The sequence below is a fragment of the Kitasatospora sp. NPDC057940 genome (genome assembly GCF_042887425.1).
Classification (GTDB): domain Bacteria; phylum Actinomycetota; class Actinomycetes; order Streptomycetales; family Streptomycetaceae; genus Kitasatospora.
This window is the reverse complement of sequence record NZ_JBHVPH010000007.1, coordinates 326,756-341,051: the sequence shown is the minus strand read 5'-3', so window position 1 is coordinate 341,051 and position 14,296 is coordinate 326,756. Positions and strand designations below refer to the sequence as shown.

Annotated in this window: 9 protein-coding genes and 3 tRNA genes; all 12 read left to right on the top strand. The window is 74.4% G+C overall.

Annotated elements, in window-relative coordinates; all coding sequences use genetic code 11:
- The coding region (locus ACFVTF_RS15085; protein WP_387813698.1) for an LCP family protein at positions 1 to 1,373 on the top strand (1,373 nt) is incomplete at its 5' end.
- A 130-nt stretch (positions 1,374 to 1,503) separates the two neighbouring features.
- On the top strand, positions 1,504 to 1,962 hold the full coding sequence (rsfS, locus tag ACFVTF_RS15080) for a ribosome silencing factor (protein WP_063347541.1): 459 nt from the start codon (positions 1,504 to 1,506) through the stop codon (positions 1,960 to 1,962).
- The gene (locus ACFVTF_RS15075) at positions 1,959 to 2,606 is read left to right on the top strand and encodes a histidine phosphatase family protein (protein WP_387813716.1); all 648 of its coding nucleotides are present in this window, start codon (positions 1,959 to 1,961) and stop codon (positions 2,604 to 2,606) included. The genes rsfS and ACFVTF_RS15075 overlap by 4 nt, the downstream gene beginning before the upstream one ends.
- Positions 2,607 to 2,856: 250 nt before the next feature.
- A tRNA-Ala gene (locus ACFVTF_RS15070) sits at positions 2,857 to 2,929 on the top strand.
- Positions 2,930 to 2,972: 43 nt separating this feature from the next.
- Positions 2,973 to 3,045 (top strand) — tRNA-Ala (locus ACFVTF_RS15065).
- 272 nt (positions 3,046 to 3,317) lie between these two features.
- Positions 3,318 to 3,390: transfer RNA gene (locus ACFVTF_RS15060), tRNA-Ala, on the top strand.
- A gap of 97 nt (positions 3,391 to 3,487) precedes the next feature.
- Entirely contained in the window at positions 3,488 to 4,795 is a 1,308-nt protein-coding gene (locus ACFVTF_RS15055) for a hypothetical protein (RefSeq protein WP_371516913.1), read from the top strand.
- Positions 4,796 to 5,114: 319 nt separating this feature from the next.
- Positions 5,115 to 7,997 (top strand): leucine--tRNA ligase, encoded by a 2,883-nt coding sequence (leuS, locus tag ACFVTF_RS15050; RefSeq protein WP_387813695.1) that lies wholly within the window; start codon positions 5,115 to 5,117, stop codon positions 7,995 to 7,997.
- A gap of 306 nt (positions 7,998 to 8,303) precedes the next feature.
- Positions 8,304 to 9,173, top strand: a complete 870-nt coding sequence (locus tag ACFVTF_RS15045; protein WP_387813693.1) for a hypothetical protein — start codon at positions 8,304 to 8,306, stop codon at positions 9,171 to 9,173.
- Positions 9,174 to 9,305: 132 nt separating this feature from the next.
- Complete coding sequence (locus ACFVTF_RS15040) at positions 9,306 to 10,151, top strand: DegV family protein (protein WP_387813691.1); 846 nt, start codon at positions 9,306 to 9,308, stop codon at positions 10,149 to 10,151.
- Positions 10,152 to 10,663: 512 nt separating this feature from the next.
- Entirely contained in the window at positions 10,664 to 11,356 is a 693-nt protein-coding gene (locus ACFVTF_RS15035) for a helix-hairpin-helix domain-containing protein (protein ID WP_387813689.1), read from the top strand.
- Between the two features lie 99 nt (positions 11,357 to 11,455).
- Positions 11,456 to 14,080 (top strand): ComEC/Rec2 family competence protein, encoded by a 2,625-nt coding sequence (locus ACFVTF_RS15030; protein ID WP_387813687.1) that lies wholly within the window; start codon positions 11,456 to 11,458, stop codon positions 14,078 to 14,080.
- Positions 14,081 to 14,296 lie beyond the last annotated feature (216 nt).

Sequence of the window (14,296 nt, the reverse complement as noted above, 5' to 3'; positions counted from 1 at the left end):
GCGGGGCCTGCGGGGCCGCCCGGCCCGCCGCCGAGGCGGCGGGCGCCAAGCCCGAGCCGCCGTCCGAACTGGTCGGCGGGGCCCGGGCCGGCAAGTCCGGCGGCAAGGCCGGAGGCAAGGGCGCCAAGGACGACTACCCCACGGACGAGTTCACCTTCGTCGACGAGGAGGAGGAGTCCGAGGACGTCATCGACTGGCTGAAGTTCGCCGAGTCCCGCAGCGAGGTGCGCGCCGAGCGCCGCCGCCGGCTGCGCAACCGGCTGATCGGCCTCGGCGCGGTGGTGGCGCTCGCGGCGGCCGGCGCCGGCGGCTACCTCTGGTTCACCGGCGACAAGCAGACCGCGGCGAGCGCCGCCGGTCCGCGCCAGGTCAACGTGGTCCACCTGCGCGACCTCCAGGGCAAGGTCTCCAGCGCGCTGCTGGTCAACGACTCCACCGGGAAGAAGGGCACCGTGCTCCTGCTGCCCGACACCCTGCGGCTGCCCGGCCCCGGCGACCCGCCGGTCACCACCGTCGGCCAGGCCATGGACAGCATCGGCGCCTCCGCGACCCGCGACGGCCTGTCCACCGTGCTCGGCGCCCCGGTCGCGGGCACCTGGCGGCTGGACACCCCCTACCTGGAGATGCTGGTCTCCCAGCTCGGCGGCGTCCGGGTGGACACCAACGCGGAGACCCACGAGGGCGGGAAGCCGGACGGCAAGCTGCTGTCCGCGGCCGGCAAGAACACCCTGCTGAACGGGAAGGCCGCGGTCGCCTACGCCACCCTCCAGGCGTCCGGCGAGAACCGGGACGCCCAACTGGCCCGGTTCGGACAGGTGATGGACGCCGTGGTGCGCACCATGCCCACCGAGTTCAAGGACGCCAAGGACGACGTGCACCGGATGAACGCGGTGCTCGACCCCTCGCTGCCCGAGGACGCCCTCGCCGGGGTGCTCGCCCAGCTCGCCCAGCAGGCGAAGGACGGCCACCTCGGCACCACCGCGCTGACCGTCAAACCGGACGGCGGCCTGGACGACGTCACCGCCGGCAAGCAGGTCAAGGACGTGCTCGGCGGCACCGTGAAGTCCGCGGCCTCCGCCGACGCCCCCGCCCGGGTCTCGCTCCAGGACGCCACCGGCAACGACCAGGCGGCGGCCGCCGCACAGGTCCAGATCGTGAACTCCGGCCTGACCTTCCTGCCCGGCGGCTCCAAGACCGCCGCGCAGGCCGCCAGTGAGATCCGCTACACCGACGACGCCCGGCAGGCCGCGGCGAAGTCGCTGGCGATCAGCCTCGGACTGCCGGACACGGCGGTGAAGAAGGTCGGCGACGCCCAGAACGCGGACCTGGTGGTCGTGCTCGGCAAGGACTACCAGCCGCCGAAGAGCCAGTAGGCCGCGGCCTGCGGCCCGGGCGGCCCCGGAAAAGCGTTCCGGGGCCGCCCGGGCGGCGTGAGATCCTGGAAGGCGACCCCCGGCCAGGAGCCAGGGGTCGCCCCCCAAGCCGCCGAGCCGGAAGAACACCGTGACCGTCACCGACCACAGCCAGCAGCTCATCACCGTCGCCGCGCAGGCGGCGGCAGACAAGCTCGCGCACAACATCATCGCCTTCGACGTCAGCGAGGTGCTGTCGATCACCGACGCCTTCCTGATCGCCTCCGCCAACAACGACCGCCAGGTCCGGTCGATCGCCGAGGAGATCGAGGACCAGCTGCGCGAGCAGCTGGACATCAAGCCGGTGCGCCGCGAGGGCGAGCGCGACGGCCGCTGGATCCTGCTCGACTACCTGGACATCGTGGTGCACGTCCAGCACTCCGAGGAGCGCTCCTTCTACTCGCTGGACCGCCTCTGGAAGGACTGCCCCGAGCTGCCGCTGCCCGAGGACGCCCTGGCCACCCGCAACCGGCCCGACGCCCACACCGACGAGGCCGGCAACGTCGTCGCCCCGGCCGACGACTTCGGCAAGCCCGAGGACCTGCACTGAGCCGGGACGGGCGGGGGCCGCGCGTCGTCTTCTGGCGCCACGGCCAGACCTCGTGGAACCTGGAGTCCCGCTTCCAGGGCACCACGGACATCGAACTGACCGACCAGGGCGTCCTCCAGGCCCAGCGGGCGGCCCGGCTGCTCTCCGGCCTGCGCCCCGACCTGCTGATCTCCTCCGACCTCACCCGGGCCAAGCGCACGGCCGAGGAACTGGCCAAGGTCACCGGCCTCGACGTGCAGCACCACGAGGGCCTGCGGGAGACCTACGCGGGCTCCTGGCAGGGCCTGACCAACGCCGAGATCCGCGACCGCTTCCCGGAGGAGTACGCGGCCTGGGCGGCCGGTGAGCCGGTGCGGCGCGGCGGCGGCGAACTGGCCACCGAGGTCGCCGACCGCTCGGTGCCGGTCGTGCTGGAGGCCGTCGACAAGCTGCCGGAGGACGGGACGCTGGTCGTGGTCAGCCACGGCGGCACCATCCGCACCATGCTCGGGCGGCTGCTGGACCTGGACCCGGTCCAGTGGGAGTGCTTCGGCGGGCTGTCCAACTGCTGCTGGTCGGTGCTCGGGCAGGGGGCGCGCGGCTGGCGGCTGCTGGAGCACAACGCGGGCACGCTCCCGCAGCCGGTCATCGGCGACGACACCTGAGCGACGACGCCTGAGCGACGACGCCTGAGCGACGGGCGCGTCGCGGGGTGGGGTGGGGCGGGGCCGGGCCGGGTTGCGGGCGTGCAGGGGCTGCCCGGGGGCTCGCCAGGGGCGTGCAGGAGCTTCGCAGGGGGCTTGCAGGGGCTCCGCGGGGGCGGATTTCGCAGTTCCGGGCCTGACCAGCTAGAGTTTTCCTCGTTCGCAGGGAAGGAACGCGGCCCGGAAGGGAAGCGGGAGATCCGACGACTGCGGGGCTATAGCTCAGTTGGTAGAGCGCTTGCATGGCATGCAAGAGGTCTGGGGTTCAATTCCCCATAGCTCCACTCCGCACCAGCGGTCCTGTTCGATCAGGAGCGCCCGTGTCGCGGGGCTGTAGCTCAGTTGGTAGAGCGCTTGCATGGCATGCAAGAGGTCCGGGGTTCAATTCCCCGTAGCTCCACAGTAGTTGAGAGGCCGTCACCCATCGGGTGGCGGCCTCTCGCGTTGCCGGGCCGCCTTCGGGGCGGGGCGGGGGCCCCGGAGGCGGCGGTGCAGGGCCCGGAGTGGGCGAGCGCGGGCTCCGGGGAGGGCGAGCGCGGGCCTGGGGGAGCGGGAACGCGGGCCCCGGGGAACGGATTCGTGGAGCACCCCCGGGACCGTGTAAAGTAGTCGATGTCGCCGAGGGAAACCGGACGGAAACGGCCGAAAGCCCCCGGTGACATCGCAGGTCAAGGGGCTGTAGCTCAGTTGGTAGAGCGCTTGCATGGCATGCAAGAGGTCCGGGGTTCAATTCCCCGTAGCTCCACAGCAGTCGAGGGCCGCCTCCCGAAATGGGAGGCGGCCCTTCGGCGTTCTGCGCATGCCACCGGCGGAACGGCGGGAAAGACCGCTACCGTCGTTCCATGGCCGATCTGGAGAGAAGGCGGAACGAGGAACTGGCCCGGATACTGCACCAGCTCGGCTGGAGTCCGGAACGGCTCGCCCGCGAGGTGAGCCTCGCCCTGCCGCCAGGCCTGGCCATCAGTTCCACCGCCCCCTACAAGTGGCGCGACCGCGGCATGGTGCCGCGCAGCCCGCACGACCAGACCGTCTGCGAAGTGCTCAGCCGCACCCTCGGCATCGCCGTCACCTACGAACAGCTCTGGGGCCGGATGGGCGGCCACCGCGGCGCCAAGATCCTCTCGCCCCGGCTGCTCACCGACCCGTGGACCGCCGACACCGCCCAGACCGCGCTGCGCGAGGCCGCCACCGACGCCGGGCCCGTCCGCCTCACCGACCTCTTCCGCGGCGCCGACCTCGACCAGGCCGCCGAACGGCTCGCCTCCCCGCCCCCGCCCGTCGGGGGCGGCGAAGGGGCGCTGCGCATCGACCCCGGCCTCGTCGGCGACCTCGGCCTGTCCTACCGCAGCAAGCAGCGGCTCGAACGCTCCTGCGGCGGCGGACTCGTCCTCGGCCCCACCCGGGCCGAACTCGCCATGCTGGCCAAGCTGCTGGAACTCGGCGCCTACGACGAACGGGTCGGCCGCGAGCTCTACGGCACGGCCAGCCGGCTCGCCCGGCTGGCCGGCTGGGCCGCGTACGACCTCGGCCACGACGCGGCCGCCCAGCGCGCCTTCGTCGCCGCCCTGCGGGCCGCCCACGTCAGTGGCGACGCCCGGCTCGGCGTCGCCGTGCTCGGCGGCCTGGTGGTGCTCGCCACCCAGGGCACCGGCGGGCGCGGCCTGGACGCCGTCGCCGCGCTCAACACCGCCCTGGCCCGGCACGGCTCCGTGCTGAGCCCCGCCGGACGGGCCCGGCAACTCGGCCGGATCGCCCGCGCGCACGGCCGCCGGGGCGAGGCCGAGCAGGCCGAGGCCGCCGCCGCCCGGGCCTTCGCCGAACTCGACGGCGTGCCCGGCACGGAGTCGGCCCGCGCCGAACTCGCCGGGATGGTGGGGGAGGGGCGGCTGGCACTCGGCCAGCACCGGATGGCCAAGGCGCTGCTCGCCGAGGCCGTCGCCGGGCTGGGGGCCGGCCGCGGGCGGTCCAAGGCGCTGCTGATGGTCCGCCTCGCCGAGACCCACCGGCGCCTCGGCGACCAGCGGGAGGCCGCCCGCACCGCGTCGCTCGCCCGGGCGCTCGCGGCGGGCATGCAGTCCGAGCGGCTGGCACGGGCGCTGCGCGACTTCGACGCGGCGACGCGGGCGGCGTCGGCCTCGGCGGGGCGGTGAGGCCCGTGCAGGGGCGGGGGCCGCGTGTGGTGGGGGCTTCTCGCGTCGAAGGTGAGGCCCGTACGGGGCCGGGCCCGGGGCCGTCGGGCCCCGGTGGATACCCGGGAGCGCGCTGATCTGCTTGCGGTACCCTGAGCCCATGCGAACCGTGCGCCTGCTCCTTAGCCGGCCGCGCTGACCAGGACCGGTTACGCCCTCGGGCGGTGCCGGAGTCGGCGTGGCGTCCCCTCCTGCGAGGGGATTTTTTGTTTTCCGCCCCCGTTCACGGGCCGGCCGCGTGCGCGGTTCGCCAACTGACATCGATGGAGCTTGAAGGACCATGAGCGAGACGACCCCTGCGTCCGGCACGGCCGAGACCGCGACCGAGCCGTTCCGGTACAGCGCCGCGCTGGCGGCGGAGATCGAGTCCCGCTGGCAGGACCTCTGGGAGAAGGAGGGCACCTTCAACGCCCCCAACCCCGCCGGTGCGCTGGCCGACCCGGCGGCCGGTGACGTCGCCGCGAAGCCGCACAGCTTCATCATGGACATGTTCCCGTACCCCTCGGGCGCGGGCCTGCACGTCGGCCACCCGCTGGGCTACATCGCCACCGACGTCTACGCCCGCTACCAGCGGATGACCGGCCACAACGTGCTGCACACGCTGGGCTACGACGCGTTCGGCCTGCCCGCCGAGCAGTACGCCGTGCAGACCGGCACCCACCCGCGGGTCTCCACCGAGGCCAACATCGCCAACATGCGCCAGCAGCTGCGCCGGCTGGGCCTGGGCCACGACCCGCGCCGCTCGATCTCCACGATCGACCCGGAGTACTACCGCTGGACCCAGTGGATCTTCCTGCAGATCTTCAACTCCTGGTACGACGAGCAGGCCGGCCGGGCCCGGCCGATCGCCGAGCTGATCGCCCGGTTCGAGTCCGGCGCGAAGCCGACCCCGGACGGGCGCCCGTGGGCCGACCTGTCCGCCGCCGAGCGCGACGAACTGCTGGGCGAGTACCGGCTGGCGTACTCCAAGGAGGTGCCGGTCAACTGGTGCCCCGGCCTGGGCACCGTCCTGGCCAACGAGGAGGTCACCGCGGACGGCCGCTCCGAGCGCGGCAACTTCCCGGTGTTCAAGTCCAACCTGCGCCAGTGGATGATGCGCATCACCGCGTACTCCGACCGTCTGATCTCCGACCTGGACCTGCTGGACTGGCCCGAGGCCATCAAGCTGCAGCAGCGCAACTGGATCGGGCGCTCCGAGGGCGCCCGGGTCGACTTCGCCGTCGGCTCCGACGAGAAGATCACCGTCTTCACCACCCGGCCCGACACCCTGTTCGGCGCCACCTACATGGTGCTGGCCCCCGAGCACGGCCTGGTCGACTCGATCGTCCCGGCCGCCTGGCCCGCCGACGTGCCCGCCGAGTGGACCGGCGGCGCCGCCACCCCCGCCGAGGCCGTCGCCGCCTACCGCGCCACCGCCGCCGCCAAGTCGGACGTCGAGCGGCAGGTCGAGGCCAAGGTCAAGACCGGCGTCTTCACCGGCGCCTACGCCGTGAACCCGGTCAGCGGCGCGTCCGTCCCGGTGTTCATCGCCGACTACGTGCTGATGGGCTACGGCACCGGCGCCATCATGGCCGTCCCCGCCCACGACCACCGCGACTTCGCCTTCGCCCGCGCCTTCGCGCTGCCGATGCGCTGCGTCGTCCAGCCCACCGACGGGCGCGGCGAGGACCCGGCCGCCTGGGACGACGCCTTCGACACCTACGACTCCGTCATCGTCAACTCCACCCGGGACGGGCTGACGCTGGACGGGCTGAGCGTCGTCGACGCCAAGGCCGCCGTCACCGCCTGGCTGGCCGAGCGCGGCATCGGCGAGGGCACCGTCAACTACCGTCTGCGGGACTGGCTGTTCAGCCGCCAGCGGTACTGGGGCGAGCCCTTCCCGATCGTCTACGACGAGGACGGCGTCATGCACGCGCTGCCCGAGTCGATGCTGCCGGTCGAGGTCCCCGAGGTCGAGGACTACTCGCCGCACACCTACGACCCGTACGACGCCACCTCCTCGCCGAAGACCCCGCTGTCGCGCAACGAGGCCTGGGTCAACGTCGAACTGGACCTGGGCGACGGCGTCCGCAGCTACCGGCGCGAGACCAACACCATGCCCAACTGGGCGGGTTCGTGCTGGTACGAGCTGCGCTACGTCGACCCGTCGAACTCCTCGGCGGTCGTCGACCCGGCCAACGAGAAGTACTGGCTGGGCCCCACGGCCACCAAGCCGGCCGGCGGCGCCGACCTGTACGTCGGCGGTGCCGAGCACGCCGTGCTGCACCTGCTGTACGCGCGCTTCTGGCACAAGGTGCTGCACGACCTGGGCCACGTCTCGTCCGTCGAGCCGTTCCACAAGCTGTTCAACCAGGGCATGATCACCGCCGACGTCTACCGCGACGAGCGCGGCTTCCCGGTGCCCGCCGCCGAGGTCGAGGAGCGCGACGGCCAGCACTTCTGGCAGGGCGAGGCCGTCAAGCGCGAGGCCGGCAAGATGGGCAAGTCCCTGAAGAACGCCGTCGCGCCCGACGACATCGCCGACGAGTACGGCGCCGACACGCTGCGCCTGTACGAGATGTCCATGGGCCCGCTGGACGTCTCCCGCCCCTGGGACACCCGCGCCGTCGTCGGCTCGTACCGCTTCCTGCAGCGGCTGTGGCGCAACGTCGTCTCGGAGGCCACCGGCGACCTGGTCGTCACCGAGGAGGAGCCGGACGAGGCGACGCTGCGTGCCCTGCACAAGGCGATCGACGGCATCCGCGGCGACATGGCCGGGCTGCGGTTCAACACGGCCGTCGCCAAGGCGATCGAGCTGAACAACTACCTGGTCAAGCGCGGCTCCACGCCGCGCGCCGTGGCCGAGCAGCTGGTCCTGATCGTCGCGCCGCTGGCCCCGCACATCGCCGAGGAGCTGTGGCGCCGGCTGGGCCACGGCGAGTCGCTGGCACACACCGACTACCCGGTCGCCGACCCGGCGTACGTGGTGGACGAGACGGTGACCTGCGTGGTGCAGCTCAAGGGCAAGGTGAAGGCCCGGCTGGAGGTCGCGCCGACGATCTCGGACGCCGAGCTGGAGGCGCTGGCGCTGGCCGACCCGGCCGTCGTCGCGGCGATCGGCGAGGCGACGGTGCGCAAGGTGATCGCGCGGGCGCCGAAGCTGGTGAACATCGTTACCGGCTGATGTTGAGGCTGAGGCTGAGCGGCTGAGGCCGATGCTGAGAGGCTGAGGCTCGGGTCGAGGTCGCGCGGCTGGTGGTCGGCCGGCCGAGGCTGCTGGGGCGGGTGTCCTTCGGGACGCCCGCCCTTGCTCGTACCCCCGGGAGGACCCGCGGACCCTCGGGGAGATCCCCGATCTGTCCCTGATCTCCGCCGCCCGGGACCGTTCCGTCCGCTCCGGGCCCGATCCGGCGGCTACCGTGGAACCCTCGGCAGTACGGCCCGCGTTGGGTCCGGTGGGGGCCGAAACGGTGGCGGAAGGTGGCTCGCGATGAACGCGTTCGGCGTGATGATCGGCCTGGTCCTGCTCTTCGGGATCGCGGCGTTCGTCCTGGCCGTGGTCGGCACGGTCAAGGCGGCGAAGGCCGTCGCCACGAAGATCGGGCGGCACGAGGCCAACGCCCGGCGCGCCGTGGAGAACGCCACCCTCAAGGCGAAGACCTTCACCAAGGTCGGACCGCCCGGCCAGATCGCCGCCGTCCGGCTCGGCCTGCGTACCTCGCTCGACGGCACCCGGCAGGTGCTGGAGAGCGGCCTGCCCGAGGACGGCCAGCTCGGCGAGTCCCTCGCCCTGCTCGGCAGGCTCGACACGCACGCCGCCGAACTCGACGGCGAACTGCGGATGCTGGAGCGGGAGCCGGACACCGCGCGGATCGCGGCCAAGCTGCCGGAGCTGCGCGAGCGCGCCGAACGGATCACCCACTCCGCGGAGACCATGCGCTGGGCCGCGCAGGACCGGATGCACCGGTTCGCGGACGACGAGCTGAGCCGGCTCAGCAAGGAGTGCGAGAGCGAGGCGGGGGCGCTGCGGCACTGGGACACCTCGGGGGAGTCGTCGTCCGGGTCCTCCTCCTCCGGTGGCTCCGCTGCGGGCGCTGGTTCCGCGGGCTCTGCTGGCTCCGCTGCCGCTGCTGGCTCCGCTGCCGCTGCTGGCTCCGCTGCCTCCGCTGGTTCCTCTGGCTCCGCTGGCTCGACGTCTGCGGGTAAGCGTTCAGGGGCGGCCTCCGGCGGTGCTGCGCGGGCCGGGCTGACGGACGGGAAGGGGCGCCCGAGCGCGGAGGAACTGCTCGGGCTCGCCGACCCGCTGGCCAAGCTGGCCCAGCGGCTGCGGAAGCCGTCGGCGGGGCCCACGGCGGGCTGAGCACCCCGCGGCGGGTGCTGCGGCCGCGTTCCGGCGGGTGCCGCGTGCTTGTTCCGGCGGCGCCCTCGGGGCCCTTCGGGGCTCGCACCCGGGCGCTGTCCTCCCGGACGAACGGGGAGTAATCTCCGCCTCATGCCCTCTGACCTCGCACTTGTCACCGACTCCACGGCCTACCTGCCGCAGGAGACCCTCGACCGGTACGGGATCACGGTGGTCCCGCTGAGCGTCGCGGTCGGTGACGCGGTCCTGTGCGAAGGCGTCGAGATCTCCCCCAAGGACGTCGCCGAGGCGCTGCGCGACAAGCAGCGGGTGACGACCTCCCGACCGAACCCCGAGGCCTTCGCCGCCGCCTATTGGGCCGCCGCCGAGGCCGGGGCGAAGGGCATCGTCTCGGTGCACATCTCCGGCGAGCTGTCCGGCACGGTGGAGGCCGCCCGGCTGGCGGCCGCCGAGGCGCCGGTACCCGTGCGGGTGGTGGACAGCCGACTGGTCGGCATGGCCCTCGGGTACGCGGTGCTGGCGGCGGCCGAGGCGATCGCGGCCGGGCGGGACCTGGCCGAGGCGGCCGAGGCCGCCACCCGGCGGGCGGCCGTGACCAGCGGGTTCTTCTACGTCGACACCCTGGAGCACCTGCGCAGGGGCGGCCGGATCGGGGCGGCGCGGGCGCTGCTCGGGTCGGCGCTGGCAGTCAAGCCGCTGCTGCACCTGGACGGGGGGCGGATCGAACCGCTGGAGAAGGTGCGCACCGCGTCGCGGGCGATCGCGCGCCTGGAGGAGATCGCGGTCGAGCGGTCGGGGGGCGGGGAGGTCGACATCACCGTGCACCACCTGGCGGCCGAGGAACGGGCCGAGCCGCTCGCGGAGCGGCTGCGGGCCCGGGTGCCGGGGCTGCGGGAGCTGTACGTGGGCGAGGTGGGGGCGGTGATCGGCGCGCACGTCGGGCCGGGGCTGCTCGCGGTGGTCGTCGCGCCGCGCTGAGCGGGTCTGTCGCGTCGGGTTGCGGGCTCTGGTCAACTTTTCGCGGCGCCGATCACTCGTGTGAGTGCGCTGTTTTGTCCACAACCCCCGAGTTATCCACAGGGGTTCGGTAATTTCTGCGCACTCTGCCGAGGACTCCTACCGTCCTCGGCATGACGACCATGGGCCTGGGCGCGGCGAAGCGCCACGAGATCAACGAGACCGTCCGGCTGCGGATGGCGGCGCTGCTGCCGACCGGTGGCGGCAGCGCCGTGGGCGATGGGGCAGGGCTCGGGGGCGAGGCCGGGGGCGGGGTCGGGGCTGGCGGGCCGGTGCGCTCCGGTGCCGCAGTGGGCGCGCTCGCGTCGACCGGGCCGCCTTCGGGCGCGGTTCCGTCCGGGGCGGGGGAGCGGCCTCCGCCGGCGGGGCCTGCGCCGCCTGTGCCATCTGTGCCGTCGGAGCCGGTCAGGGCGGGCGGTGACGTGGATCCGCCGGGGCCGGGGGCCGGGTCGGGCCTTCGATTCGGCTCGGCGATGGCACTCGACCGGCGGGCGGTGGCCGGATTGGCCGTCCTGCTGCTGTTCGCGGTCGGCTACGCCGTGCAGCACTTCTGGCTGGCCAGACCGCAGGCGGTGGCCGTGCCGGCGTTGGCCTCCGCCCCGGTCTCACCGGCCTCACCGGATTCACCGGGGGCGGCGGGGGCGACATCCGCGTCCGCGTCGGCTCCGGCCTCGGGCCCGGGCCTGGCTTCGGTCCCGGCGGCCGATCCCGTCGGCCCCGGGGGCGGGGCGGTCGTCGTGGTCGACATCGGCGGGCGGGTGCACCTCGCAGGGCTGCACACCCTGCCCGGCGGCTCGCGGGTGGCCGACGCCCTGCGGGCGGCGGGCGGTCCGCTGCCGGAGACGGACACCCGAAGCCTCAACCTGGCCCGGATCCTGACGGACGGTGAACAGATCCTGGTCGGCGAGCCGGCTCAGGCCTCCGCCCCGGGCTCCGGAGCCGGCAACGGACCGCCGGCGGCCGGCACGCCCAGACCGCCTGTCAGCCTCAACCGCGCCGGCCTCGAACAGCTCGACGCCCTCCCCGGCGTCGGCCCGACCCTTGCCCAGCGCATCCTCGCCTACCGCGCGTCGCACGGCTCGTTCCGCACGCTCGACCAGCTCCGGCAGGTCAGCGGCATCGGGGCGCGCACGTTCGCGGAACTCCGTCCGCTGCTGACTCTCTGACCTCCCCGTCCGTCCCTTTGCCCGCCTGTTCTGCCGTCCGTCCGTCGTCCGCCGTCGTCGTTCGTCCGTCGCCGCCACCCGCCGAAGGGAGGTACCGCCGTGCCCGCCACCACCGAACCGAACCTGCCGAACCGCTCCACCGGCGCCGACTTCCGGCTGCTGCTTCCCGCCGTCTCGGCCTGGATGGTGACGGCCGCGCTCCTCGGCCTGGAGCCGGGGTACGACGTCCTCGCCTTCGGCCTGGCGGGTGCCGCCGCGCTGGCGGCCGTCCTGCTGCTCGTCAGGCCCGCGCTCCTGCGCCGACGCGCGGCGGCGGTGACCTTGGCCGCCGTCCTGCTCAGCGGAGCCGCCGCCGCGGTGGCCACCCCGCTGCACACCGCCGATCTGCACCGGGGGCCGCTGCCGGAGCTCGTCCGAGCGGCCGAGCACGCCCCGCCGCGCTTCCCGGGCGAGCCCGCTCGGGTGGTGGAGGCCGAGCTGACGGTCGCCGGGGACCCGAAGACCCACGCGGCCCGGGGCGGGACCACCGGCGGGCAGACCCTCCTCACCGTCGACGCGGTGGCCGACCGGGTCACGCTCCTGCCGGACGGGCGGAGCACCCGGACGCGGACCCCGGTGACCGTCATGGTCCGGGGCGCGGAATCCGGGCCCTGGCAGGGGCTGCTCCCGTCGGAGCGGCTGGCGGTGGAGGCCGAGGTGCGGCCCGCGGGAGACGGCTACGACACCTCGTGTGCGGCGCTGCTGGTCGTCCACGGCCCGCCCCGGCACCTCTCGCCGCCGAGTCTGCCGCAGCGGATCGCCGGGCGGCTGCGTGCCGGTCTGCGCACGGCCAGCGACGGGCTCCCGCCGGACGCGCGCGGACTGCTCCCGGGCCTGGTCGTGGGGGACACCTCGCGACTGCCCGACGACCTTGAGGACGCCTTCCGGGCCACCGACCTGGTGCACCTGGTGGCGGTGAGCGGGGCCAACCTGGCGATCGTCCTCGGCGCGCTGCTGGGCGCCCCGGGGCAGGCCGGCACCCCGGAACGGCGCGGGCTGGCCGCGCTGCTGGGGCTCTCGCTGCGCACCAGCGCGCTGCTCGGGACGGCGCTGACGCTGGCCTTCGTCGCCGTCTGCCGGCCGGAGCCCAGCGTGCTGCGCGCGGCCGGGACGGGGCTGATCGGCATGCTCGCGCTGGCCACCGGCCGGCCCCGGCAGGCGGTGCCCGCGCTCGCCGGGGCGGTCCTGGTGCTCGTCCTGCTCGACCCGTTCCTGGCGCGTTCCTTCGGATTCCTGCTCTCGGTGCTCGCCACGGCCGGGCTGCTCGTCCTCGGGCCGCACTGGGCCGAGGCGCTGCGGTCCCGGCGCTGGCCGCACCACCTGGCGGGTGCCCTGGCGGCGACGGCCGCCGCCCAGGCACTGTGCGCGCCGGTGACGGTGGTGCTGTCCGGGCACGTCAGCCTGGTCGCGATCCCGTGCAACCTGCTGGCCGAACTGGCGGTGGCCCCGGCGACCCTGCTCGGCTTCGGGGTGCTCGTGCTGCAGCCGATCCTCCCGGATCTGGCCCGCCTGCTCGCGGAGCCGGCCGGCGTGCCGGTCGGCTGGCTCGCCCTGGTGGCGCGGCGCGGTGCCGAACTTCCGGGCAGCCAACTCTCCTGGCCGGGCGGGTGGTTCGGGACGGCGACGGTCGCGCTGGCCACTCTGGCGGCCTGCTGGGTGATGCCGCTCCTGCTGCCACGGCGGGCGCCGTCCGGCAAGCCCGTCCGCCCCCGGCGGCGGTGGGTGCGGGCGCTGGTGACAGGGGTCCTGCTCGTGGTCCTGCTGGCCGTGTTGCTGCGGCCACCGCAGCTCACCCGGATCGCGACCGGCTGGCCGCCGCCGGGGTGGCGGATGGTGATGTGCGACGTGGGCCAAGGGGACATGCTGGTGCTCGCGGCCGGTGCACCGGACAGTGCGGTGGTGGTCGATGCGGGGCCGGATCCGAACGCCGCCGACAGGTGCCTGCGGGATCTGGGCGTCACGGAAGTGCCGTTGTTGGTGGTGACGCACTTCCACGCCGATCACGTCGAGGGTGTGCCGGGGGTGGTCCGGGGCCGCCGGGTCGGAGCGATCGAGGGCACGACCCTGGACGATCCACCGGGTGAGGCGGCCAGGGTGGCGGGCTGGGCGGCCGGTGCCGGAGTCCCGCTGCTGCGCGCGGGGCGCGGTGAACGGCGCTCGGTGGGCCCGGGGTTGTCCTGGGAGGTGGTCTGGCCCGACGCCGGGGTGGCTGCCGAGGCGCCGGGGGCGAACAACGCGAGCGTCGCGCTGCTGGTGTCCGTGGCGGGCGGACTGCGGATGGCGTTGCTCGGGGACCTCGAACCGCCTGCCCAGGCGGCGCTGCTGGGCCGGTTGGGGCGGGTGGACGTCCTGAAGGTGGCGCACCACGGATCCGCGCATCAGGACTGGGCTTTGACCGGTGTGTTGCATCCCCGGCTGGCACTGATCTCGTGCGGCGAGGGAAACGCGTACGGGCACCCGTCCGCGCGGACGGTGGACCGGCTGCGCGCGCTGGGTGCGAGCGTGCTGCGCACCGATCGGGTGGGCGACATCGCGGTGACGGGCGGCTCGCCGGCCGTCCTCGGGGTGTCCGTGCACCCGCAGGTGGCGCACGAGGTGCGCAAGCCCCGCTCGCACGCTGCGGACGGAGCGCCCGCCTCCCGTACCGGGCGGGGCTCGCGCACCCCGCGAGCCCCGCCCGGCTGACCCCGCCCTCCTCTCTCCTCCCAGCCGTCAGGTGGGGAAGGGAAAGGGGTGGGGGTGGGGAGGAGGGAGGGGAGGGGGGCGGGGCGGGGCCCGGAGAACGATTGCGGCGCGGGCCCGGCCGGGGGCGGGGCGCCCCCCCCGAAGGGGCCCCGCGCGGGGGCGGGGCCCCCCGCCAACAAACGCGGGCGTGGGGGAGGGGCGGGGGGGGGACCCCGG